17 protein-coding genes are annotated in these 23,830 nt (G+C 62.9%); 7 read left to right on the top strand and 10 right to left on the bottom strand.

The window, feature by feature from the left end; translation table 11 throughout:
* Positions 1-216 precede the first annotated feature (216 nt).
* Positions 217-2,382 (bottom strand): penicillin acylase family protein, encoded by a 2,166-nt coding sequence (locus CJO11_RS11290; protein WP_095012800.1) that lies wholly within the window; start codon positions 2,380-2,382, stop codon positions 217-219.
* A gap of 57 nt (positions 2,383-2,439) precedes the next feature.
* Positions 2,440-3,753, bottom strand: coding sequence for an MFS transporter (locus tag CJO11_RS11295; RefSeq protein WP_095012801.1), 1,314 nt, complete (start codon positions 3,751-3,753; stop codon positions 2,440-2,442).
* Positions 3,754-3,971: 218 nt separating this feature from the next.
* On the opposite strand from CJO11_RS11295, the gene clpB reads away from it, so the two are divergent.
* Both clpB and CJO11_RS11305 read left to right on the top strand, forming a co-directional pair.
* Complete coding sequence (gene clpB, locus CJO11_RS11300; RefSeq protein ID WP_095012802.1) at positions 3,972-6,551, top strand: ATP-dependent chaperone ClpB; 2,580 nt, start codon at positions 3,972-3,974, stop codon at positions 6,549-6,551.
* A 58-nt stretch (positions 6,552-6,609) separates the two neighbouring features.
* Positions 6,610-8,064: a tetratricopeptide repeat-containing sulfotransferase family protein gene (locus CJO11_RS11305; protein ID WP_095012803.1), complete on the top strand. Its 1,455-nt coding sequence runs from the start codon at positions 6,610-6,612 to the stop codon at positions 8,062-8,064.
* 138 nt (positions 8,065-8,202) lie between these two features.
* On the opposite strand, the gene CJO11_RS11310 is transcribed toward CJO11_RS11305, so the two are convergent.
* The gene (locus CJO11_RS11310; RefSeq protein WP_169829189.1) at positions 8,203-11,433 is read right to left on the bottom strand and encodes a TonB-dependent receptor; all 3,231 of its coding nucleotides are present in this window, start codon (positions 11,431-11,433) and stop codon (positions 8,203-8,205) included.
* Between the two features lie 458 nt (positions 11,434-11,891).
* Between CJO11_RS11310 and CJO11_RS11315 the strand changes: the two genes are divergently transcribed.
* From CJO11_RS11315 to CJO11_RS11335, 5 genes are all read left to right on the top strand, one after another.
* On the top strand, positions 11,892-13,064 hold the full coding sequence (locus tag CJO11_RS11315) for an acetyl-CoA C-acetyltransferase (protein WP_095012805.1): 1,173 nt from the start codon (positions 11,892-11,894) through the stop codon (positions 13,062-13,064).
* 31 nt (positions 13,065-13,095) lie between these two features.
* A complete protein-coding gene (locus tag CJO11_RS11320) occupies positions 13,096-13,881 on the top strand; it encodes an SDR family NAD(P)-dependent oxidoreductase (RefSeq protein ID WP_095012806.1) in 786 nt (261 codons plus the stop codon).
* Between the two features lie 166 nt (positions 13,882-14,047).
* Positions 14,048-14,920, top strand: a complete 873-nt coding sequence (locus CJO11_RS11325; protein ID WP_095012807.1) for a crotonase/enoyl-CoA hydratase family protein — start codon at positions 14,048-14,050, stop codon at positions 14,918-14,920.
* Complete coding sequence (gene mtnP, locus CJO11_RS11330) at positions 14,917-15,798, top strand: S-methyl-5'-thioadenosine phosphorylase (protein WP_095012808.1); 882 nt, start codon at positions 14,917-14,919, stop codon at positions 15,796-15,798. Before CJO11_RS11325 ends, mtnP begins: the two co-directional genes overlap by 4 nt.
* A 43-nt stretch (positions 15,799-15,841) precedes the next feature.
* Positions 15,842-16,327, top strand: coding sequence for a MarR family winged helix-turn-helix transcriptional regulator (locus CJO11_RS11335; protein WP_095012809.1), 486 nt, complete (start codon positions 15,842-15,844; stop codon positions 16,325-16,327).
* Positions 16,328-16,353: 26 nt separating this feature from the next.
* On the opposite strand, the gene CJO11_RS11340 is transcribed toward CJO11_RS11335, so the two are convergent.
* From CJO11_RS11340 to CJO11_RS11370, 7 genes are all read right to left on the bottom strand, one after another.
* Positions 16,354-17,385: a type II secretion system F family protein gene (locus CJO11_RS11340; RefSeq protein WP_095012810.1), complete on the bottom strand. Its 1,032-nt coding sequence runs from the start codon at positions 17,383-17,385 to the stop codon at positions 16,354-16,356.
* Positions 17,386-17,395: 10 nt separating this feature from the next.
* Positions 17,396-18,367, bottom strand: coding sequence for a type II secretion system F family protein (locus CJO11_RS11345; RefSeq protein WP_095012811.1), 972 nt, complete (start codon positions 18,365-18,367; stop codon positions 17,396-17,398).
* 73 nt (positions 18,368-18,440) lie between these two features.
* Positions 18,441-19,724, bottom strand: a complete 1,284-nt coding sequence (locus CJO11_RS11350; RefSeq protein WP_095012812.1) for a pilus assembly protein CpaE — start codon at positions 19,722-19,724, stop codon at positions 18,441-18,443.
* Position 19,725: 1 nt separating this feature from the next.
* The gene (locus tag CJO11_RS11355) at positions 19,726-20,397 is read right to left on the bottom strand and encodes a CpaD family pilus assembly protein (RefSeq protein WP_095012813.1); all 672 of its coding nucleotides are present in this window, start codon (positions 20,395-20,397) and stop codon (positions 19,726-19,728) included.
* A 16-nt stretch (positions 20,398-20,413) separates the two neighbouring features.
* On the bottom strand, positions 20,414-22,084 hold the full coding sequence (locus tag CJO11_RS11360) for a type II and III secretion system protein family protein (protein WP_240504478.1): 1,671 nt from the start codon (positions 22,082-22,084) through the stop codon (positions 20,414-20,416).
* Positions 22,085-22,095: 11 nt separating this feature from the next.
* A complete protein-coding gene (gene cpaB, locus CJO11_RS11365) occupies positions 22,096-23,178 on the bottom strand; it encodes a Flp pilus assembly protein CpaB (protein WP_095012814.1) in 1,083 nt (360 codons plus the stop codon).
* A gap of 87 nt (positions 23,179-23,265) precedes the next feature.
* Complete coding sequence (locus CJO11_RS11370) at positions 23,266-23,784, bottom strand: A24 family peptidase (protein WP_095012815.1); 519 nt, start codon at positions 23,782-23,784, stop codon at positions 23,266-23,268.
* Positions 23,785-23,830 lie beyond the last annotated feature (46 nt).

A 23,830-nucleotide genomic window follows, 5' to 3' on the forward strand; every position in this document is an offset into this window, starting at 1 on the left:
TTTTCGAAATAAATCAATAGGGCAGTATCCGCACCCCCGCCCAAATTGGCACACCGGCGAGCGTCCTTGCAGAGCAATTCACCAATCGTATTTTGTTACTTAAGATACTGTAGGCAATTCGAAAATTTCAAAATGAAGGACGATTTGTGTGTTCGAAATTAACGAACACGAATATTTGCATGTGCGGTGAAGCGTTGCTTTTGGTCGGTGAAACGATCAGCGCTGGTGGGAATATACTTTCGGATCAACGGCATATTTCTCCACGTCTGCCCAAAAGAAGTGCACCGGCTTAAGTTTGTGCTGGCTGAACAGCGCCGCCTGGTCGGTGAAATGCACGTTGTCGGGCCGAGTCGTCGCTGCGCCAAACGGAACGATCGATTGCGACGACACCGGTTTTCCGGGTGCCCATTCGACGAACATGATGAAGCTGTCGCCGTGCTTGACTGCCAGCCGCCCGTCATCGCCGACATTCCAGCTGGTCGCCGCGCGCAAGGTGTCGCTGCCACCGTCCATCGGCAGGTCGACCGCGTAAGGTCCAGGGCCGCGCCGGATCCGCAGCACGTCGGACAATGGGGGATCGAGCCGCCCGAAGTACTTCAGCAGATGTGCGCTTGCATGGTCGAGCAGTTCGCGCGCAGGCGGCAGGGGTTCTCGATCGTAGCTTGCGACCATCGGTTCGAACATTACGAGGTCTGCCAACGCATCCGCGGGACCCTTGCCGTCGCTGTCTAGATCCCATTCGCCCATCAGCTTTTGCGCCTGCGCCAGGCGGGGGTTGTCCCTCACGTCGAGCGCCGCGATCGCGTCGAGCACTTGCCTGACGTAGCCCGCGCGCTCCCATCCCGTGTCGTACTTGATCCGCTTGAGCTCGAGTGGACCGATCGGGTCGGTCGCGTCGAGCAGTTTCTCTGCCCGCCGGGCGCGGTTGGTCATCCGCAGCTCGACGCCCATCTGTGGGGGCACGGAATCGGGGGACAGGTCGCTCTGCTTGCCCGCTGCGTGGAACGGCGTGTTGTTTGAATTGAACAAGAAGCCCGACTTCGGATCGAAGTAGTGCGGCAGGCTGTCGTATGGCACGAGTTTGTGCCAGATCAGGTCGCTGCGATCGCCCGGCAGCACGCCGCGCCAGTCCGGCCCTGCTTTCCGTAACGGGATCGAGGCGTTGTACCAGTAAGCGATGTTGCCCGCCTTGTCGGCGTAGATGAAATTGGTCGACGGGATCGCGTGGCGCGCAAGGATCGCGTGCCATTGGTCATACGTCTTCGCCTTGTTGAGGTCGTAGTAGGCGTCTAGCTGGGCGATAGATCCCATCCCGCCGTAGCGGAACGCAAATGCGCCATTCTTGTTCTCGATCACCGGTCCGTGGATGCTGGCATAGACTGTCTTGTCTATCGGCAGGACGAGCGGGCCGAAACGCACCGGCAAGCGCACGCTGCGCTTCTCGAGCGGCAACCACTTGCCGTCCATCCGGTATTTCGTGCCATCGGCATTGAGCACCAGCTTGTAGATGTCGGTCATGTCCGGGCTGTTGACGGTGTTGGTCCAGCCGAGGTCCTCGTTGTGGCCGAGGAACGGGAACGGGCTGCCGGGGAATGTCGCTCCAGCGAAGTGCCAGCCCTCATCGCTCTGGACCACCAGCTCGTACCACGCCACCGGGCCGGTCCACGGCTGGTGGCTGTTGGAGACGAGGCGGGTCACTCCGTCGCCTGAGCGCGCGGGTGCGACGGCGAAAGCGTTCGATCCGTTGAGGTTGGGCTCACCTGAAGGCTTGGGGCTGCTGGCGGGCGCGTTGCCGAGCGCAGGGCCGTGTTCGAGCGGTAGCGGCGTCCCGGCCACCAGCGGGCCAATCGTGTTGCCCAGTCCGAAGAAGAACGGCTGGCGCAGCGCGAACCCGGTGGCGATGTCGCGCCCGTCGACCGGGAACAGGTTGGCCAGCTTGATCTCGCGCGGGTGGGCCTTGGCATAGTCGTTGAGACCGGTGGCGTAAGCCTCCAGCAGCGCGCGGGTGTCGGGCCGCAGCGTCATGTACTGCCGGTCGGCCGTCCCGCGCGCGTCGAGCAGGGCGAGGGCATAGTCGACCTTCGCGCCATCCTCGCCGGCAATCGCGCCGTAGCGGCCGCGGGTCATCGCCAGCACGTCTTGCAGGGTAGAGAAATCGTCCTGCGAATGCGCGATCGCGACGCCGTAGGCGACATCTGCGTCGGTGTGGCCATGGATGTGCGGCACGCCGAATTCGTCGCGCACGATCTCCGCGCGATAAGCGTGCGGGGGCGGGGCTTTGCCCGGGGTGGCCACCAGCGGCTCCCACGTCATCAGCGCGATCAAGGCTGTAAGGCCAACCACAACCACGAGCCAGCTCGTGCGGACGATCCATGTCTTCATGCTACCTGCGGCCCCTCTCTTATGCGGGCCTTGGCGACCCGTCTGTCGTTTCGTCCGTCAGCCTTTCGCTGCCGCCTGCAGCTTGACCGGTGCACTCTCCTTCATCGCAAACATTGCCAACAGGCCGAGTAGCGAAACCACGGTCAGATACCACGCAATCGACATTGCTGAACCGGTCACGTGGAGGATCCATGTGACGACGAGCTGGGTCGAACCGCCAAGGAAGGTCACTGGCAACGCATAGACGAGAGCGAAGGCGCGGGCACGCACTGCTTTCGGGATGCTCTCGCTGATTGCCGCGTAAAGCGCGCCTGACGACATTGCAGCGAAAAACGAGAGGATGAGGTTGGCGCCGATGAAGCTCGTCGTGTCCCGCGAAGTCGTGAGCCACAGGAAGCACGGGACGACTAGGATCGTAAACAGCAATTGCGGCCACACCATCAAGAGTTTGCGCCCGAAGCGGTCGCTCAAAAGGCCGCCGATCATGATGGAAACAATGCCGATGCCATTGTTCGCGAACTCGCCCAACAGGGAAAGGGTGGAAGACAGGCCCAGCGTGTCCTGGCCATAAGTGGCCATGTAGTTGAAGATATAGGTCGCAATGGTTCCGCTGCCGATGATGATGAGGCCGCAAACGACCGGTCGAAGATAGGAGCGCAAGCCTTCGCTGTCGTCGACCACGGCGGTATCGGCCTGATGGATCGTCTCGGGCAGGGTCCGGCGGATGTAGAGCGCCACCGGTACGATCGTGACGCCGAGCATGAGCGCAATCCGCCAGCCGTAGGCCGACAGTTCCGCATCGCTCATCACCATGCTCAGGATCACCCCGACGCCGGCACCGGCAGTCGCGGCAATATTCTGGCTCGTGCCTTGCCAGCTCATGGTGTAGGCCCGCCGCAAATCTTTGGCGCTTTCCATCATGTAGATGGTCGCGGAGCCAACTTCACCGCCGAGCGCAAAGCCCTGTAGCAGCCGCGCGATCACTGCGAGGATTGGTGCGGCGATGCCGATGGCGGCATACCCGGGGGTGAGCGCGAGCAAGGCAATCCCAAGCCCCATCATCGACATGCTGATGAGCATGGCCGGTTTGCGCCCATGCCTGTCGGCATATCCGCCGAGGAAGAAGGCGCCGATCGGACGTGTGATGAATCCTGCACCGAACGTGGCGAGCGATCCCATCAGGCTGAGGAATGCGCTCTCGGACGGGAAAAATGTGTGGCCGATCTGAATCGCGAAAAATGCGAATGTGACGAAGTCGTAGAATTCGAGGCCGTTGCCCAGCGTTGCAGCAACGATCGCCTGACGGCGCTGTCGAGGAGTGAGTTGGTCAACCGGACCGTCTGGCGGTGCTTCCTCGACAGGTATTTCCATGTCTACTTGTCCCTTGCGGCTCGACCCGGAGATCGGACGATGCCTTGTCCGGCACCGAATGCCTAGGAAAAATACGGGAAATTGCCGAAATTTGATCTGTGCCACTGTCAGGTGCGCAACCGACCCCTATATGCGAGTAACACACTTGGTAGAGACACCCCTTGTGTTGCAGAAAGGCAACACTATCTTCGACGGGAAAGGATGAGGGACACCCACTCATGAATCTCGAAAAATTCACTGACCGCGCCAAGGGCTTCATCCAGAGCGCGCAAACCGTTGCGATCCGCATGAACCACCAGCGGATCACCCCCGATCACTTGCTCAAGGCCTTGCTGGAAGACAGCGAAGGTATGGCGGCTGGCCTGATCACCCGTGCAGGCGGCAATCCGGCGATTGCGGTGCAGCAAGTCGATGAAGCGCTGGGCAAGATCCCGGCGGTCTCGGGTTCGGGGGCGCAAGCGACCCCGGGTCTCGATAACGATGCGGTGCGCGTGCTCGACCAGGCCGAACAGGCCGCGACCAAGAGCGGCGACAGCTACGTTACCGTCGAGCGGCTGCTGCTCGCACTGACGCTGGCGACGACCAGCAATGCCGGCAAGGCGCTGAAGGCAGCGAACGTCACTCCGCAGGCGCTCGAAGAGGCAATCACCGAATTGCGCGGCGGACGCCAGGCGCACTCGGCGGGCGCGGAAGACGCCTACGACGCGATGAGCAAGTACGCGCGCGACCTCACCGAGGCGGCGCGTTCGGGCAAGCTCGATCCCGTGATCGGTCGTGACGAGGAAATTCGCCGCACCGTGCAGATCCTTGCGCGCCGCACCAAGAACAACCCCGTCCTCATCGGCGAACCCGGCGTCGGCAAGACCGCCATCGCCGAAGGTCTCGCGCTGCGTATCGCCAACGGCGATGTGCCCGACAGCCTCAAGGATCGTAAGTTGATGGCGCTCGACATGGGCGCGCTGATCGCAGGCGCGAAGTATCGCGGCGAATTCGAGGAACGCCTCAAGGCGGTGCTCGACGAAGTGAAGGGCGCAGGCGGTGAAATCATCCTGTTCATCGACGAGATGCACACCCTGATAGGTGCCGGCGCGAGCGAAGGCAGCATGGATGCCGGCAACCTGCTGAAGCCCGCGCTCGCGCGCGGTGAGCTGCACTGTATCGGTGCCACTACGCTCGACGAATACCAGAAGTACGTCGAGAAGGACGCCGCGCTCCAACGCCGGTTCCAGCCGGTGTTCGTCGGCGAGCCGACCGTGGAAGACACGATCTCGATCCTTCGCGGCCTGAAGGACCGCTACGAGCTGCACCACGGCGTGCGGATTACCGACGGTGCGATCGTCGCGGCTGCGACGCTTTCCAACCGCTACATCACCGACCGGTTCCTGCCCGACAAGGCGATCGACCTGATGGACGAGGCCGCCAGTCGCATCCGCATGGAAGTGGAGAGCAAGCCCGAGGAGATCGAGAACCTCGATCGCCGGATCATTCAGCTCAAGATCGAGGAGCAGGCGCTCGGCAAGGAGAGCGACCAGGCCTCGAAGGATCGGCTCGCCGCGCTGCGCGAAGAGCTGGCGAACCTCGAACAGCAATCGAGCGAGCTCACCACCCGCTGGCAGAACGAGCGCGACAAGATCGCCGCCGAAGGCAAGGTCAAGGAAGAGCTCGACCAGGCGCGGATCGAACTCGAGCAGGCCCAGCGCGAGGGTGATCTCGGCAAGGCGGGCGAGCTGCAATACGGCCGTATTCCCGAGCTCGAAAAGGCGCTCGCCGCCGCGCAAGGCGCGAGCGAGAACGCGTTGCTGCGCGAAGAGGTCACTGAGGACGATATCGCTTCGGTCGTCAGCCGTTGGACCGGGGTGCCGGTCGACAAGATGATGGAAGGCGAGCGCGAAAAGCTGCTCAACATGGAAGCCGTCATCGGCACCCGGGTGATCGGGCAGGAGCAGGCCGTGCAGGCCGTTTCCAAGGCGGTCCGCCGCGCGCGGGCAGGCCTGCAGGACCCGGGGCGGCCGCTGGGGAGCTTCCTGTTCCTGGGGCCCACCGGCGTCGGCAAGACCGAACTGACCAAGGCGCTCGCCGGGTTCCTGTTCGACGACGACAGCGCGATGGTACGCATCGACATGAGCGAATTCATGGAGAAGCACGCGGTCGCGCGGCTGATCGGCGCGCCTCCGGGCTACGTCGGTTACGACGAGGGCGGGGTGCTGACGGAAGCAGTCCGTCGCCGTCCGTACCAGGTCGTGCTGTTCGACGAGGTCGAGAAGGCACACCCGGACGTGTTCAACGTGTTGTTGCAGGTGCTCGACGACGGGCGCCTGACCGATGGGCAGGGCCGGGTAGTCGACTTCTCGAACACACTGATCATCCTTACCAGCAACCTCGGCAGCCAGTTCCTCGCCAACATGACCGACGGCCAGACGGTCGAGGATGTCGAACCGCAAGTGATGGACGTTGTGCGCGGGCACTTCCGCCCCGAGTTCCTCAACCGGCTGGACGAGATTATCCTGTTTCACCGGCTGGCGCAGGAACACATGGCCCCGATCGTCGATATCCAGGTCGGCCGGGTGCAGAAGCTGCTCAAGGATCGCAAGATCACGCTCGACCTGACCGACGGTGCGCGCAAATGGCTCGGCCGGGTGGGGTACGATCCGGTCTATGGTGCGCGGCCGCTCAAGCGCGCGGTGCAGCGCTACCTGCAGGATCCGCTCGCCGAGAAGATCCTCGCGGGCGAGATTCCCGACGGCAGCACGGTCCAGATCGACGAAGGCGACGGCGAGCTGAAGATGGGGGTCGCCTGAGTCCAGGCGGCATCGGTCAACCGGTAGACAGTCATCGGGAGGTTGCTAAGACCGCCCGATGACTGCCCCCAAATCGCGCATACTCGATGCCATTGCGGCGCTCGAAGCGGGCGACCGGCGGCGGGCGGCTTCGCTCATCCGGATCGAATTGCGCGAAGGTGCCAAGACCGGCGATCGCTGGGCAAGCGTCTATCGCCTGGCCAGCCAGATCGGCGAGATCGACCTCGGGCTTGAAGCTTCCCACCGCCACGCAATGACCGAACCGCTCCTGCTCAACCGCTTGCTGACGCATTGCGGGGCATTGGCACAGGTCGGTCGTTCGACGGACGCTCTGGCGTTGCTCGACCGACTGCCTTCGCAGGCGCAAAGTTATCCGGCGGTGGTCCATTTTCGCGGGACGGTCGCTAGCGAGAGCGGTGACCTCGCTCGAGCCGAAGCGATATTTCGCCAGCTTCTGGAGATTTCACCGGCTTCTCCGGAAGGCTGGTTCGCCCTCGCGATGATCAAGCGCTTCGAGCCCGGCGATCCCGATTTTCCGGCGATGGCTGCGATCGAAAGGCAGATCCAGGCGGCCGATCCGCTCTCGCGCGCGCGGTTCCACTACGCGATGGGCAAGGCCCTGGTCGACATGGGTGAGATCGATCGAGGCTTTGCCTACTATGAAAAGGGAGCCTCGATCCGGCAGGCGCAGGAGCCATATGATCGCATCGCGCAGGAAAGGTTCACCGATCGTGTTGTCGCCGATTTCACGCTCGACCAATTGAACCGCCTCAAGGCCTCGCGGTTCAAGAGCCAGCGCGCGATATTCGTCCACGGGTTTCCCCGGTCGGGAACCACCCTCGTCGAATCGATTCTGGTGGAACACTCGCATGTATCCGACGGGGCCGAGATCAATCTGTTCAAGGCTGCGCTGATCCCGACCTACGACCGGACGTTTGACGGGGCGATGCGGTATGAGAGCGGAGCGCCGGGCGCCGACCCGTGGGGCGAGATTGCCACCGACTACCACCGGATGCTGGGGCAACGCTTTCCCGGCAAGGGCATGGTGGTGGACAAGACCCTGCTGCAATCGCCCTTCATGGGGTTACTGCTACATGCGATGCCGCAAGCGAAAGTGCCCTGGCTGCGCCGCAGGCCTGAAGATGTCGCGCTGTCTGCCTATCGCACCTATTTCACTACCCCGATGCCATGGAGCTGGTCGCTCGGCGACATTGCGCACATGATGCAGCAGGAAGACCGCCTGTTCGCGCACTGGATGGCGCTGTTTCCCGATCGGATCCTGCCTGTCCCCTACGAGGAACTGGTTCGCGATCCCGATGCGTGGATCCCGCGAATCCTCGATCACGTTGGTCTCGAATTCGAGGCTGGCCTCGACAAATTCCATGCCAATCGCAGGCAGGTGCGTACGGCAAGCGTCCAGCAGGTCCGCGCGGGAATTTCGACCGTGGCAGTCGGCAGCGCCGGTCGATACGCGGCGCAGATGGCTCCGTTTCGCGACGCCTACTACCGATAGGGGTTCCGGTTCGCGGAGGCGATCACCGCGAACATTCACCCGAAACCAACGGCAACAAAAAAGGGCGGTCCGAAGACCGCCCTTTTCTTGTCTGGTCGGAGTGCCGGGCGATGCAAGACCGCCCGACTGTGTCCGAGATCAGAAGCTGATGTCCGCACCCAGACGCACATAGCGCGGGGTTTGGTAAAGGATCGGTTGACCATACGCCGGGTTGGCCTTCACCGAAACCGGCAAGCCGGCAGAATTGTAGGAGTTGACCGAAAGGTCACCAATCTGGTTTCGTCCAAGAACAGCCTGCGAGTTCAACACGTTGAACACGTCGGCACGGAGTGTCAGACCACGACCGGCAATCTCGGTCTTGTAACGGAGCGAGAGGTCAAGCTGCGTGAACCAGTCGCTCTGGTTGCCCTGACCGCGCGGAGCCGGCTGAAGGTTGCAGTAGTGCGACGCCTGACGGTAACCGTTTGCGAACACATCGGTCGGGTTGTAGCCGAAGCAGCTCAGGTGAGCAGGCGACACGATCTGAAGATTTGTACCGATCGTGAAGTTCTTCGACAAGTCGACCGTGCCATACAGCTTGATCTTGTGGCGGCGATCGTTCGGCAGATAGCCGTACGAGTAAGCCACGAAGCCCGGTTGGTCGAAGTCCTGCGTGATGCCGGCATCGGTCTGGCCGAAGTCCGACTGCACGAAGCCTTCCGAGTTACCAAGGCTCTTAGACCAGGTGTAGCTGCCGCCAAACGTCCAGATCGAGTCACCCTTTTCCTTATCGAAAGTGAGGGTCACCGCGTCGTAAGTACGCTTGGCCTTGCCGTAACCGAGGTCTGCCGCCTTCAGCGTGATCTGCTTGAAGTTCAGATCGGTGCCAGGTGCCAGCAGGCTGACGACGATATCGTTACCCGGGTTGTTGATCACGTACTGGTTGTAGCCAGTCCAGATGTCCGAGCACGGGATCGCTGCGCCGCTGCCGTTGGCGTGGGCGACGATGCCGTTGGCATTACACCATGCGATCACGCCCGCGTCGATCGCCGAGTCCTCGGCGGTACGGTCGAGATTGCGGTGGGTGTAGCTGATGCCGAGCTTCCAAAGGCCGAACCGCTGCTTGTACCCGAGGATAATCTCGCTCTCGCGAGTGGCCTTGAGGTTGGCAGCGATGCCCTGCGAAAGATCGATATCCGCACCGTTACCGGTCACGTTACAGTTGGTCGTCGGACCGCTCGGCAGGAGCGGCAGCGGACAGGCCGACTGGTAGGTGCCGTCATTAGTGACAAGAGCATCCGCAAGCGTAGCCGGTGCCTTGCCAGTGGTCGGATCGACCAGGATCGGAAGGCCGTTCGAATCAACGCCATTGAAGTAGTAGCGCTGACGGAAGTAGTACGACGGTGCGCCCTGGCGATACGCGGTGTTGCTCGCGATCGGCAGGTAGTACCAGCCATACGAACCGTAGAACGTGCCCGAACTGTCGGCGCCAACATCGTAGCTGAAGCCGATACGCGGAGCGTAGTTCTTCGGAAGGTCAGCCAACGGCAGGCCGCTCGGCTTGTTGATGCGGAAATCGTCACGACGCACGCCGAGGTTGATCGTCAAACGATCGGTCGGTTTCCATTCGTCCTCGAGGTAGAACGCCTTGTTCTTCGCTTTGAACGAGCCACCGGTGTTGTAGTAGTTCAGCTCGACGATGTTGCCGTTTGCATCGGGGGCTCGTGCATACATACGGAATCCGGCACCGCCCAAGAAGGCATCGTGCGCGGCCTGGCTGAGGAAGCCGTTGGCGTACTCAACATCGCCGCCGGTCAGCACCGTGACGTGGTTGAGCGTGTTGATTTCCTGGTCGAAGCCGCCCCGGACGTGATGTTCGCCAAGCAGCGAGAACCGCAGGTCGACGTCAGCGCGGAAGAACTTGCGTTCGGTCGTGTATGGTTGATCGATGCCAACCAGCGCCTGGTTGGTGAACTTGCCACCGTAAGGAACTCCGTAGAGCGCCGAACCCGAATCGTTGTAGAAGTATGGGGTTCCAAAGTTACCGCTCACCGGAATGACGTCGAACCGATCGCGCACGCGACCGTAAGCCGCCGAAACGGTCAGCCAGTCGGTGAACGTGCCGGTGTACTTGCCGACGTAGTTCAACCCGCCACCCGGGAAGTTATTAATTGCGGTTGCCGACCCGTAAGTCGGAACGCCGGCGTTCTCGGTCAACGAGAAATCCGAACGAGTCTGGGTGTTGCGCGTGTCGAACAGCGTCAGTTCGAGGTGCTGGCTGTCGATCGGATACGCATCGAGCTTGACGCCCCAGAACGGATCGGTGTTCTTGTACTTGTAGGCTACCTGTGCCGCCGGGTAGTTCACCAGGCTTTCCTTGTTCTGCATCTGCAGCAGGCCGTAGAAGAACAGGCGATCCTTGATAATCGGGCCGCCGGCTTCGATCGTCGTCACAAGGGAGTCGCTGGTATCGAAGGCTCGGTTCCGCAGGCGATACGTAGTGGTCCCCTTCGAAGGATCGTTCGGATCCACATATGCTGTGTTGGTGAGGTTCTTGCCGTGGTTGGTCAAGAAGTTCGGTGCCCAGTCGACGTGGACAGCAGCGGTGAATTCGTTGGTACCCGACTTGGTCACAGCATTGACGATACCGCCGGTCGCGCGACCGTATTCGGCCGGATAGCCACCGGTCTTGGTGTCGATGCTCTTGTAGAAGTAGAACGGAACCGTCGCACCGCCGAGGTAGTCGTCGAAGTTGGTGACGTTGAGGCCGTTCACATAGTAGGCGTTTTCCGCCACCGAAGAACCACCAAGCGAGCTCAGGCCGTTGAACGTCGAGTTGGACGAGTTACCCGCCACGACGCCAGGCGCCAGCAGGATGACCGATTGCAGGCTGCGGCCGAGCGGCTTGTCGCTAATGAAGTCCGACACGTCGACGTTGAGGCCGGTGGTGGTGCCGGTGAAGGCCTGCACAGCGCGGGTGCCCGAAACGACGATCACGTTGCTCGACGAGTTCAGTGCAACCGGAACGTTCGCGGTCTGTCCGGCCAGGATCTTGATGCCCTGCGCCTGGTAGGGCGAAAGGCCCTGCGCGGAGATTTCGAGATCGTAGCTGCCGGGCTGCAGGCCGGCGAAGCGATAGCTACCGGTAGACGATGTGGTTGCAGTACGGACTGTGCCGGTGTCGGTGCTGGTCAGCGTGACGGTCGCGCCCGCGACTGGGGTGCCCGATTCGCCGGTGACCGTGCCGCTGATAGCGGCCGAGGTGTAGTCCTGCGCATGAGCCGGTGCGACCATGACGGCCGAAGCGGTGAGGCCGGCGCCGAGAAGCGCGAGGGCCTGCATCGCCGAACCGGACGCGAGGATCCGCTTGCGAAGATTGCTGGTTGCCATTGAGTTATAGTCCCTTGTTTTACCCGTCCGGCGACCGATCGCCGGACTGATTTCAGACCACCTGTATTGGAACACCGCGAAGGCCCCCAAGGTTGGCGGATGCGACTGCTTAGCCATGGGCACTTGCGTTGCAAATCTATTACGGTCTCCAAGCAGGGGATGAATCGGTCAGTGTGGCAATTTCAGCACAACTCTCAGCGAGGCTGAAATGATCTTTCAAGATTGTCGATTTCGGCATTTCCAAAATTAGCGGCGCTTCCAATCCGCTCAAGCCGACAGCCATGCGAAACGTCTATTTGTGCAGTGTCGTAGATATCTTCCGACCGCTAGACAAACGTCGGAGTCGAGGGTGAGTCTGGCATCGGGCCGGATGCCGCGTAGCTCCGGCAGCTTGACGTTTACGTAACCCGCCAGTACCGCTCCCGATGACGAGTTCAGTTTCAAGAGAGGACCGATCTATGCCCACCGCCTACATCGTCGATGCCGTTCGTTCCGCCGGAGGGCGCAGGGGAGGGCGGCTGGCCGGGGTCCACCCGGTCGACCTCGCCGCCGCATCGCTCGATGCGCTGGTGACGCGCACCGGAATCGACCCGGCGAAGATCGACGACGTGGTGATGGGCTGCGTCACCCAGGCGGGCCAGCAGGCGATGCAGGTCGGGCGCAACGCGGTGCTCGCCAGCAAGGTCCTGCCGCAGTCGACCCCGGCGGTGACGATCGACCGCCAGTGCGGGTCGAGCCAGCAGGCGATCCAGTTCGCTGCGCAGGCGGTGATGAGCGGCACGCAGGACGCGGTGATCGCAGCGGGCATCGAAAGCATGACCCGGGTGCCGATGGGCTCCAACGCGACCTTCCACATGAAGGAGGGGATGGGCCACTACAAGTCGCCTGGTCTCGAAGAGAAATACCCGGGGATCATGTTCTCGCAGTTCATGGGCGCGGAAATGATCGCCAAGAAACATGGCTTTACCAAAGACGATTGCGACCGGTTTGCGCTGTCGAGCCACGAAAAGGCGATCGCTGCGACGCAGGGCGGGGCGTTCGAGCGCGAGATCGTGCCGATCACCATCGAGACGCCCGAAGGCGAACAGCAACACACCATCGATGAAGGCATCCGGTTCGATGCTTCGCTTGAAGGGATCGCGGGGGTGAAGCTGCTGCAGGAAGGCGGGGTGCTGACCGCCGCCAGTTCCAGCCAGATCTGCGACGGTTCGAGCGCGGCGCTGGTCGTCTCCGAACAGGCGCTCAAGGATTATGGCCTCACGCCGCGCGCGCGGATTCACACGCTGACGGTGACCGCGGGCGATCCGGTGATCATGCTCGAAGAGCCGCTGTTCGCGACCGACAAGGCGCTGCAGCGCGCTGGCCTTTCGATCGACGACATCGACCTTTACGAAGTGAACGAGGCGTTCGCGACGGTGCCGCTCGCGTGGCTCAAGCACACCGGGGCCGACCCGGACAAGCTCAACGTCAACGGCGGTGCAATCGCGCTTGGCCACCCGCTCGGTGCGAGCGGGACCAAGCTGATGACCACGCTGATCAACGCGCTCCACGCGCGCGGCAAGAAATATGGCCTGCAGACGATGTGCGAAGGCGGCGGTGTCGCTAACGTGACGATCGTCGAAGCCGTCTGATTCTCAGCATTCGAAAAGAGAGGAATATTACATGGAAGTTGGTGCCAACACCCCCGCAGTCGTGACCGGCGGCGCATCGGGCCTGGGCGAAGCGACCGCGCGGGCGCTCGCCGCCAAGGGCGCGAAAGTCGCGATCTTCGATTTGCAGGAAGAGAAGGGCCAGAAGGTTGCTGCGGAAATCGGCGGCGTGTTCTGCGAATGCAACGTGACCGACGAAGCGAGCGTCGATGCCGCCTTTGCCAAGGCACGTGAAGCGCACGGGCAAGAACGCATCCTCGTCAACTGCGCAGGCACCGGCAATGCCATCAAGACCGCCAAGCGCGATCGCAACACCGGTGAGATCAGCCATTTCCCGCTCGATGCGTTCAACTGGATCATCCAGATCAACCTTGTCGGCACGTTCCGATGCATCGCCAAGTCGGCCGCAGGGATGATGACGCTCGACCCGCTGAGCGAAGACGGCGATCGCGGCGCGATCGTCAACACCGCTTCGGTTGCGGGCGAAGACGGGCAGATCGGCCAGGCCGCCTATTCGGCCTCGAAGGGCGGCGTCATCGGCATGACACTGCCGATCGCGCGCGACCTGATGGGCGAAGGCATCCGGGTGAACACGATCCTGCCCGGCATCTTCAACACTCCGCTGATGAACGCAGCCCCGCCGCAAGTGAAGGAAGCTCTGGCTGCCAGCGTGCCGTTCCCCAAGCGCCTTGGCCACGCAGAGGAATATGCCAAGCTCGCGCTGTGCATGATCGAAAACGGTTATTTCAACGGCGAGGACGTGCGGCTCGACGGTGCGATAAGGATGGCCCCGCGCTGATGCAGGTTTCCTACCTGTCGGCGGGCGAGTAACCTTGCCCTCATGACCCGTTCCCGGCGCCCTGTTCCGTTTGCCGACAAAAGGCACGGAACGGGGCGCTTTGCATTTGTGCCAGGACACTGTTCCATGTGTTCCACCTGCTAGGATTCGCCGAGGAGAGAGACGCGTGACCGACTACACCCAGATCAAGCTCGAGATTGCCGACAAGATCGCCACGATCACGCTGCATCGGCCCGAGAAGATGAACGCGTTCACGCGCACGATGATGGACGAGATCATCGCTGCGCTCGATGTGACCGACGCCGACGACAGCATACGTGCGGTGATCTTCACCGGGCATGGCGACCAGGCGTTCTGCGCCGGGGCAGACCTGACGCCGGAGGGCGGGGGGCATGTGTTCTCCGATCCCAATCCGGTCGAGGATCTCTCGGACCCGCGCGTGCGCGATGGTGGCGGCTTGCTGACCCTGCGGATGTTCAATTCGAAGAAGCCGCTGATCGGTGCGTGCAACGGCGTGGCGGTCGGCGTCGGGGCGACTATGCAATTGCCGTTCGACATTCGCCTTGCGAGCGATAACGCGCGATTCGGCTTCGTGTTCGCGCGGCGCGGGATCACCCCCGAGGCCTGCTCGAGCTGGTTCCTGCCGCGCCTCGTCGGGATGCAGGCGGCGATGGAATGGTGCATGACAGGGCGTGTCTTTGATGCGCAGGAGGCACTTGATCGGGGTCTCGTGCGGTCGGTTCACCCCCAGGCTGAATTGATGGACGTGGCCCGCGGGATTGCGCGTGAAATTGCAGACAACACATCTGCGGTGTCGGTCGCGATGACCCGGGCGATGCTCTGGCGGCTCTCCGCGCTCGAGCATCCGATGATGGCGCACCGGATCGACAGCCGCGCGATCTATCGCCTCAGCCGCAGCGCCGATGCGCGCGAAGGGATCGCCAGTTTCCTTGAAAAGCGCGCGCCCGCATATCCTGACACCGTCAGCGGCGACATGCCCGACTTCTATCCCTGGTGGGACGAGCCGGGGTTCGTATGAAGGGGCAGCGCAAGGAAGCCTGGCATATCGGGGTGATCGGCGGAACCGGACTCTACGACGGCCTGCCTCTCGACGATGCGCAGGAGATCGCCGTCGCGTCGCCGTTCGGGGAGCCTTCCGGGCCGGTCACCACCGGCAGGATAGGCGGTATCCGGTTTACCTTTCTCGCGCGGCACGGTGAAGGGCATCGCATCCCGGCCGACGAGGTGAACTATCGCGCGAATATCGATGTGATGAAGCGCTGCGGGGTGACCGACCTGGTGGCGATCTTCGCGATCGGTTCGCTGCGAGAGGAAATGGCGCCGGGTCACTTCGTGGCAGCCGACCAGATCATTGATCGCACCGCCGGGCGCGAGCGCAGCTTTTTCGGCACCGGGATGGTCGCACACGTGGCGCTCGCCGATCCGGTCTGTGCGCGGCTTTCCGGCTTGCTGGCCGACGCAGCAGAAGGGGCAAAGGCAACGGTCCATCGCGGTGGATGCTATGTCGCGGTCAATGGCCCGCAATTCTCGACCCGCGCGGAAAGCCGGATGTACCGTGAATGGGGAGCCGACGTGATCGGCATGACGGCGATGCCCGAAGCGCGGCTCGCTCGCGAAGCCGAGCTGCCATATGCCATGCTGGCGATGGTGACTGACTATGATTCCTGGCGCGACGATGTTGCCGGGGTCGATGCGGCAGAGATATTCAAGACTCTCAAGACCACCACCGCGACAGCTCACAAGGCGATAATCGGACTGGCCAAGGCGCTTCCCAAGGCGCGCAAGACGGTCCCGGCCGACACCGCCCTCGATAATGCGCTCGTCACGCCGCCGCCGCAGCGAGACCCGCGGCTGGTGGCCATGCTCGATTCGGTGGCCGGTCGCGTGCTCGGCTGAGAGGCGCTTGCCAAGCATGATGGTTTCCTTAGAAACGAAGGGTATGGGAGAAACCGACACCAACACAACTCGCCTGGCGGATTTCCTGCCGTACCTGCTTTCGGTTTCGTCGAACGCGGTCAGCAGCCGCATTGCCGAGGCCTATCGCGCGCGGTTTGGCCTGCGGATAGCGGAATGGCGGGTGATGGCGGTGCTCGGCGATGCCGGGGCGCTGACCCAGCGCGACCTCACCGAAGCGACACTGATGGACAAGGTCGCGGTCAACCGCGCGTGCAAGGATCTCGAGGAGCGCGGACTGGCGTCGCGCCGGGCCAACGAAGCCGACGGTCGCTCGCACCATCTCGAATTGACGGCTGCGGGCAAGGATATGCACGGCCGGATCATGCCGCTGGCGCTGGAGATGGAAGAGGGTTTGTTCGCCAGCTTCACCCCGGCCGAACGCGAAACCTTCCGCAAGTTGCTCGAACGGGTGAGGGCCGCCGCGGGCGCGCTCGATCCCGATATGCTGGAAGATCGCGGCGGAGCCTAGAAAGGCTCCGCCGGATCGCCCCCGTCTTAGTGACCTGGCGTCTTGGGGTGGCTCATGCCGCCCGGGCCGGAGAATGCGTCGCTGATCGAACAGGCCGCCGGGCCGAGAATGACGATGAACAGCACCGGCAGGATGAACAGGATCAACGGCACGGTCATGATCGCCGGCAGGCGTGCAGCCTTTTCTTCCGCGCGCATCATGCGCTCGTTGCGGAACTCGGCCGACAGCACGCGAAGCGCTGAAGCGAGCGGCGTACCGTAGCGTTCGGTCTGGATCATCGTGGTCACCACGCCCTTCACCGATTCGAGGTTCACGCGGTAGGCGAGGTTGTTGAACGCCATGCGCCGTTCGGTGAGGAACGACAGCTCGATCGCGGTGAGCGCGAACTCATCGCCGAGTTCGGGATAGGCGCGCCCCAGTTCCTTGGCGACGCGATTGAACGCGGCGTCCACGGTCAAACCGGCCTCCGCGCAGATCACCAGCAGGTCGAGCGCGTCGGGCAGGCCCTTGCGAATCAAGTTGGTGCGCTTGGTGGCGAGGTTCTTGAGGTAGATTTCGGGCATCTTGTAGCCGATGCCGACTGCGGCGGTCAGCGCCATCAGGCGCTTCATGCTGCCCCATTCGGGGAAATAGTTGGCAAGATATACCACCAGGAAGACGACCAGGCCGAGCACGATCGGGATGACCATGCGGGCACCGATCACGTAGACCGCAAGTTCCTTGTTGCGGAAGCCCGCCCAGGCCAGCTTCTGCTGGATTGCCTCGATCTGGCTCTGCTGGAGAACCTTCATGTTCGCCAGCGTTTCCTTGACCTTCTCGGTCGAGTCGGTCTTCCGGATCAAGCTCTGCCGCTTGCGTGCGGTCGACTTCACGATCCCCGCCTTGAGCTCTTCGCGGCGTTCGTTGAGCGCCTTGACGCGCTTGGCCATCGGGTCCTTCACAGTGACCGCGGCATAGACCGCGAGCATCACCATCATCGCCGCGATTCCGGCGAGGATAGTACCGGCGAGGATCACGTCGACGCCGAGGAGGGTTGGGCCTGTTCCGTTGCTGATCATGGCTCTCTACTCAGATCTCGAAGCTGACCATCTTGGCCATGATGAAGACGCCGATACCCATCCAAACCAGGCCGCCAATGCCGGTCACGATGAGACGTTCGTCGCTGAAGAAGCCGCCGATGTAGTGCGGGTTGATCCACCAGATCATGATGAACACGATGAACGGCAGCGCACCGACGATGTAAGCCGAAGCTTTCGATTCCGAGCTCATCGCCTTGATCTTGAGCTTCATCTGCGAACGCTTGCGCAGCACGTCGGCGAGGTTCGACAGCGTTTCCGCCAGGTTGCCGCCGGTTTCGCGCTGGATCGCCAGGGTGATGCAGAAGAAGTTGAATTCGGCAATGCCGAGGCGGTCGGCGGTTTCCTGGAGCGATTCCTCCATCGTCCGACCGATCTTGATGCGCTCGACGATGCCCTTGAACTCCACGCCCACGGGGCCGGGAATTTCCGTTGCGACGACTGCCAGCGTCTCAGTGACGGGCAGGCCCGAACGCAGGCCGCGCACGAGCAGCTCGATCGCGTCGGGGAACTTGGCGTTGAATCCATTGGTCCGCCGCTTGATGAAAAAGTTCACCACCATGTGCGGGATGCCTGCGCCGGCAAATACACCCACCGCCAGCGACAGCAGCGCCGCGCCGGTGCGCAGGTAGAGGATTACCGTGACCGCCAGTGCGATGCCGAGCGATCCGTAGAAATACTGCGACAGCGACCAACCCTTGCCGGTCCGGTCGAGCCGGACTGCGAGCGCTTCGATCCGCGAGCCGGAGCCTGCAATCTTGTGCATCTTCGGCTTGCGCGATGCGATCGCCTTCTTGAGCTGCGATTCGACCTTGGTGTCGGTACTTTCCGAGTGGCGATAGCGCACAGCCTGCAGGCGGCGCGTGCTTTCCTTTGCCGGGGACGGGCCCGACAGCACCATGTAGCCCAGAACCAGCATGCCCATCAGGCCGCCGGCAAACAGCAGGAGCTGGAGAATGTTCATCGGCTTTCCTGCCTTCCCCTAATCCGCGTGGGACGTGGACCAAGCGCGCGCCCGGCAGGGCGCGCGCCGGCCATTACGCCTCGGCACCTTCCGTGACCGGCTTGCCCTTCTTGGCGAGCAGCGACTTGAGGTCGAAGTTCGCCAGGAGAGACTTCTTCCCGCCGGCATCATTTTCGTCGGCAGATTCGTCGCTGGCGCCCATCACGCGCTCGGCCAGCTGGCGGATCATGCCACTTGCCTTGCTCGAACGATTTGCGTCCGCGAAAGTCTGGCCGAGCTTGGCGGCGTTGGCCGCCGCCTTGCTGTCGAACGGGACCATGAAGTCGATCTTGCGTTCGATCGAGGCCTCGAAATCGGCCTTGCTGATCTCGGCAACACCTGATTGCACCTTGTTGGCAACGATGACCGGCTGCGCGTGCGCGGCATTGGTCTTGAGCCAGCTGAGGATGCGGATCGTGTCGCGCGCGCTGGCCAGTGTCAGCTCGGTAGTCAGGACCACCACGTTGACGTCGCCCAGCAGGTGCGGGAAATTGATCAGCATGTTGCGCGGCAGGTCGATCACGGTCATTTCGAACGCGTGACGGAACTCTTCTTCCAACTGGACGAAGGCGCTGCCGTCGGTCATCAGCGGCGCATTGATCGGTGCTTCCGCCGACAGGATCGCCAGGTTCTCGTTCGCCCGGATCATCGCGCGTTCGATGAACAGCCCGTCGATACGGCTCGGGTTGTCGATCGCATCGGTCAGCCCGCGGCCAGGCTCGAGATCGAGCGCGAGTGCGCCGGTCCCGAAGTGCACGTCGAGGTCGAGCAGCGCAGTCGGCATCTTGTGATCCTCGCTGAACATCCAGGCGAGCGAAGTCGCCAGGGTCGAGGCACCGACACCGCCGCGGGTACCGACGATCGCGGTCGAGATGTGGCGCTTGGCCACATCCGCATCCGACGACTTGGGCGCCGAAAACACCGCCTGCGCCTGGTTCAGCGCATCGCGCAGCTGGGCAGCCGAGAGCGGCTTAAGCAGGTAGTCGTGGATCCCGCTCGCGAGCAGGTCGCGATAGAGCCGCACGTCGTTCACCTGGCCGATCGCGATCACCACCGTGCCGGGTTCGCAAACCTCGGCCAGGGCGTTGATGTCGTTCAGCGGGTCACCGCTTTCCGACAGGTCGACCATCAGGATGTTCGGGCTGGCTGAGACCGACAGGGCCTGGACTGCGTTGCGCAGGCCGCCCTTGGCGCACTTCTCGGGCGCCCAGCCCATTTCGATGACCACCGGACGCAGCGTGTCGAGCGCGCTGTCGTCGCACAGGAAGGCCGCAAACGGGTCGCGCCCACCGGCGCCGGGTTTCCATGGTGCGTTCATTTTAGTGGCCTCCTCCTGAGCTGCCGCCGCTGCCACCCGTGGCACCAGCGGACTTGAGTTCGCCGGCACCGGTGTTGGCCTTGTTGCGATAGGTTTCGATCGCCTTGTTCGAGCTCATGACCACGGTGTCGCCCATGTGATCCTGGCCCTTGATCAGGTCTTCCGGGTTGGCGACCATCGCGGCGAGGTTGCTGTTGACCGCACAACCGTAATCGCGCGACGTAGCGTTGTTGTAGTTCGCATCGCTTGTCGCCGACCAGTCCGGGCAACCCGGAACGCTGGCGGTCGAACGCGTGATCACGATCCGGGTCATGCCCATCGGAATCTCGCCGGTGGTGACCGGTGCCCCGTCGCTCAGCAGGATGCCGTGGCGTCCGGCAAGCGCGGCAATCGCGTTGCGCGTCGCCGGAGTGGTTTGCGAGCCGTCGATCGAAACCCGATCGCCGTAGCGCAGGTCCATGGCCTCGAACCAGCCAGAGACGCGCTGCTGCTCGGGGATGGAAAGCCCGTCGTAGCCGCTCGCGACATCGAGCGTGTAGTTGGTCCGCTTCACTACCGGCTGCTTGACCGAATAAAGCGTGCGGTTGGTCGGCATTCCGCCGCAACCTGCCAGCGAAAGGCCCATGCTGAGGGCGATCGCGCCGGCGACTGTGCGTGTGATGGCGTTGGTCATCTCTCTAGCCTTTCGATTAGAAGCTGAAGCCGGGCTTCGCGACGTCGGCCGCACTGGCCTGGCGCTGCTTGCCCTTCTTCTTGCGGGTGTCCTTGGCGTCAGCCTGGAGCGATTTCTGCTCCTGCTGCAGCGCCGCCGGATCCATCATGTAGGAAACCGAAGGATCGGGCGCGGTGCCGCCTTCGACGGTCGGCTTGGGCCGATCTGGCGAAGTATTCCCGCCGCTTTCCTGCATTCCCAGGAAGCGCTGCAATTCGTTCGGCGCGGAGAATCCGTCGGTCGGCAGCTTGATGTCGCTGCTGTCAACCGGCTTCACGAGATACGGCGTAACCACGATAACCAGTTCGGTCTGTCCCTTGCGGAACGAGGTCGAGCGGAACAGGTTACCCAGGATCGGTACGTCGCCGAGCGCCGGGGTCTTGTCGATCGAGTTCTGCGCGTTGTTGCTCATCAAGCCGGCGATCATGAAGCTCTGGCCGGAGCCGAGCTCGATGGTCGTTTCCGCACGGCGGATAGTCAGTGCCGGGATCTGGAAGCCGTTCAGCGTCACTGCGCCCTGGCTCGAAAGCTCCGACACTTCCGGGCGGACCCGCAGCGAAATGCGGCCGTTGGCAAGAACCGTCGGCGTGTACGACAGGCTGACGCCGTAGCGCTTGTATTCGACCGAAGTCGTGCCGAGACCCTGGCTGATCGGGATGGGGTATTCGCCGCCGGCAAGGAAGTCGGCAGTTTCACCCGAGATCGCGGTCAGGTTGGGCTGGGCCAGTGTGGTGACGAGGCCGATCCGTTCGGCGAGGTCGAACGCGCCGAGCACGTTGAGGCCAAACAGCTTGCCGAGGCCGGCAATGGTCGAGCCCGAACCGATCGTATCGACGCCCGGCCCGGTTACGGTTGTCCCGTCGGGCAGCGTGGTGGTGATGCCCTTGACGCCGGAACCGACCCCGAGACCCCCCTGCGGGCTGTAGGTGCCCTGCGCCAGGTTGCGGCCGCTGCCGATACCGATCTTGAACCCGTCACCGGTGTTGTAAGTGGTCAGGTTGGAGCCCAGTTCGCGAACCAGCGATCGGCTGACTTCGGCGAACTTGACCTGCAGGTTGACCTGCAGCGGGGTCGCCGTTTTCAGGCGGCTGATGACGTTGGCATCCTTGCCAACGAACGCCTGCACCAGGCGCTCGGCTTCGGCAGCGTCTTCCGGCGCGGCCACGGTGCCGGTCAGCAGGAAGGTGTTGACCCCCATCGTGCTCACCGCGATCTTGGCTTCGGGCATCGCAAGAGTGAGCATCTGGCCCACGCTGTCGATGTTCGAACCGACCCGGATGTTGGCCGACCAGATCACGTCACCGGCCTTGTTGCTTGCATAGACGGTGGTCTCGCCGCCGGCCTTGCCCATCAGGAACAGCTGGCGCGCGGACTTGATCTGCACGTCGGCGATCGAGTCGTTGGCGACGAACACGTCGGACATAGTGCCGGGCACGTTGATCAGTTCGCCGCGGCCGATCGACAGGTTGATGTCGCGGCTGGGAGAAACCGTGCTCTGGGCCTGCTGGGCCAGCGCCGGGGCGGCGGGCAGCCCGGCGAGGGGCAGCGCGGCGACGCCAGCGATCAGCATGGTTGAGATTAGGCGACGCTTCATTGTCTTGCCCCTCGAAGTGGATTCGAAATCCGGGATGGTGTGCGTGTCGGTCATCGCTGCGCTCCTCACGGATAGGTGCTGCCCATCGTGTTACCGATGGCCTGACCGGCGTTGCCGACTGCTGCGGCGGTAGAATCGACCACCTGACCAGTCCTGCTCGAAAGCATCACGGTCGAGGTGTCCTTGCCGCGGGTGACCCGGACGACCGGACCTGCGGGGCGCATCATCAGCGCACTGTTGTTGGCCATTCCGGGCACCATGCGCGGAGCCGGTTTGGGCAGGCTCTTGAGCTGGAAGCGCGAGACGTCACCACCGGTCTGGTAGGTCGACGGACCGTCTTCGGGCTGGTTGGCCGCTTCTGCCAATAGTAGCTCTTCCTGCTGCGGTGTCGCATTGTCGGGAATCTTGACCTTGCCCGAAGCTATTGCGGATTCGAGCTGGGTCTTGTTGTCCGCGATCGAGCGCAGCGACAGGCTGAGCGTACCGATGGTCTGGGCAACGGCAACCTGCTCGGCGATCTTCGGCGTCACTTCCAGCGTGACGGTGCGGAACGCCTTGACAACGGTCTTGCCGTCAACAGTGTCTTGCGTGGTCGACTGGTCGGTCGCGAGCACACGGATATTGCGCAGGATCGTTTCCGATGCCTTGAGCGAACCGGTGTCTCCGGGTCCCTTGACAGTCTGGGTCAACACCAGGTCGACATGGTCGCCCGGGAAAACAAAACCCGCCACGCCGGTCTTGGCCGAAACAGGCACCGTGACGGCGCGCATGCCCGGGCCGAGTGCGGCAGCGAGGAACCCGCGGTCGCCCGGCTTGACGAGCGCACCCTGGGTCACCGGCTCACCAGCCGTGATCGGATAGCGCACGACCGTGCCGAGCAGCTTGGAGACGTCGGATTCGCCTTCGATGAAGTAGGCGTCCTTGACCAGCTCCTTGGGCCACTGCTGGAAACCGATTGCATCGGCCGTGATGATCGTGCCGGTCGGCAGCACGCGCTGCGCGACCAGTACCTTCGGGCCTACCGGCTTCCTGGCCGCGGCATCGGCCGATGGGGCACCAGCCCCGGCGAACATGCTGCGGGCCATCAGGGCGGTCGCGATTGCGATCACCAGTGCGCCAACGAGCAAAACCAGCTTTTTCCTGTCCATGGCTATCGAAGCCCCCTCATGACCATCGCCCTGACATTTGGGCGGGTATGGTTTCGGTCAGTACGATCCGAACGGTTAAAATCAGGTTCACCCGATCAGCGCCGAACGCGCTGCGGGCAGATATTGATCGCTCAGCACCCACAAACCGGCCGCAGCGATCGCGAGGCCGTAGGGAATGGCTAGCCGGTGCTTCTGGCGCCGGGCGATGTGCCAGGCCCCCATCACCAGCGTGAGAACGCCGCCCAGCACCGCCATGATCACCAGCAGCTGGAGATACGGGTAGGTACGGTCGAGCGAGAGATAGGCGTGGTCGGTCGCCGGAAACCACAGCGCCAGCGCGACCAGCAGCTTCACATCGCCGCCGCCCATCCATTTCAACGCAAACAGCGTTGCGAAAACGACAAATGCGGCGACTGCCATCGCCAGTTGCAATGCGACGCCGGGCCACAGCGTTAACCCGCTGCTCCACCAGAACAGCGGCGCAGTGAGCGCGATGGCAGCGTTGAGCCAGTTGTCGATCTGGCGCCGGCGCCAGTCGGTGAAGGCGGCGAACAGCAGCGCGATTGCCAATGCTGCCAGCAGTCCGTAGTGCAGGTATTGAAGCACGCTTGAAGCCCCCAAGGTTTCCCCGTCGAAACCGAGTGCTACAGGC

The sequence above is a fragment of the Tsuneonella mangrovi genome, from assembly GCF_002269345.1.
GTDB classification, from domain to species: Bacteria; Pseudomonadota; Alphaproteobacteria; order Sphingomonadales; family Sphingomonadaceae; genus Tsuneonella; species Tsuneonella mangrovi.

Bases quoted from the DNA above. Each gene is read 5' to 3' on its own strand.
- CJO11_RS11315 (WP_095012805.1), top strand. From the start codon at position 11,892: ATGCCCACCGCCTACATCGTCGATGCCGTTCGTTCCGCCGGAGGGCGC.
- CJO11_RS11310 (WP_169829189.1), bottom strand. From the start codon at position 11,433: ATGGCAACCAGCAATCTTCGCAAGCGGATCCTCGCGTCCGGTTCGGCG.
- CJO11_RS11345 (WP_095012811.1), bottom strand. From the start codon at position 18,367: ATGAACATTCTCCAGCTCCTGCTGTTTGCCGGCGGCCTGATGGGCATG.
- CJO11_RS11320 (WP_095012806.1), top strand. From the start codon at position 13,096: ATGGAAGTTGGTGCCAACACCCCCGCAGTCGTGACCGGCGGCGCATCG.
- CJO11_RS11355 (WP_095012813.1), bottom strand. From the start codon at position 20,397: ATGACCAACGCCATCACACGCACAGTCGCCGGCGCGATCGCCCTCAGC.
- CJO11_RS11335 (WP_095012809.1), top strand. From the start codon at position 15,842: ATGGGAGAAACCGACACCAACACAACTCGCCTGGCGGATTTCCTGCCG.
- CJO11_RS11340 (WP_095012810.1), bottom strand. From the start codon at position 17,385: ATGATCAGCAACGGAACAGGCCCAACCCTCCTCGGCGTCGACGTGATC.
- CJO11_RS11290 (WP_095012800.1), bottom strand. From the start codon at position 2,382: ATGAAGACATGGATCGTCCGCACGAGCTGGCTCGTGGTTGTGGTTGGC.
- CJO11_RS11360 (WP_240504478.1), bottom strand. From the start codon at position 22,084: ATGACCGACACGCACACCATCCCGGATTTCGAATCCACTTCGAGGGGC.
- CJO11_RS11350 (WP_095012812.1), bottom strand. From the start codon at position 19,724: ATGAACGCACCATGGAAACCCGGCGCCGGTGGGCGCGACCCGTTTGCG.
- cpaB (WP_095012814.1), bottom strand. From the start codon at position 23,178: ATGGACAGGAAAAAGCTGGTTTTGCTCGTTGGCGCACTGGTGATCGCA.
- CJO11_RS11295 (WP_095012801.1), bottom strand. From the start codon at position 3,753: ATGGAAATACCTGTCGAGGAAGCACCGCCAGACGGTCCGGTTGACCAA.
- CJO11_RS11305 (WP_095012803.1), top strand. From the start codon at position 6,610: ATGACTGCCCCCAAATCGCGCATACTCGATGCCATTGCGGCGCTCGAA.
- clpB (WP_095012802.1), top strand. From the start codon at position 3,972: ATGAATCTCGAAAAATTCACTGACCGCGCCAAGGGCTTCATCCAGAGC.
- mtnP (WP_095012808.1), top strand. From the start codon at position 14,917: ATGAAGGGGCAGCGCAAGGAAGCCTGGCATATCGGGGTGATCGGCGGA.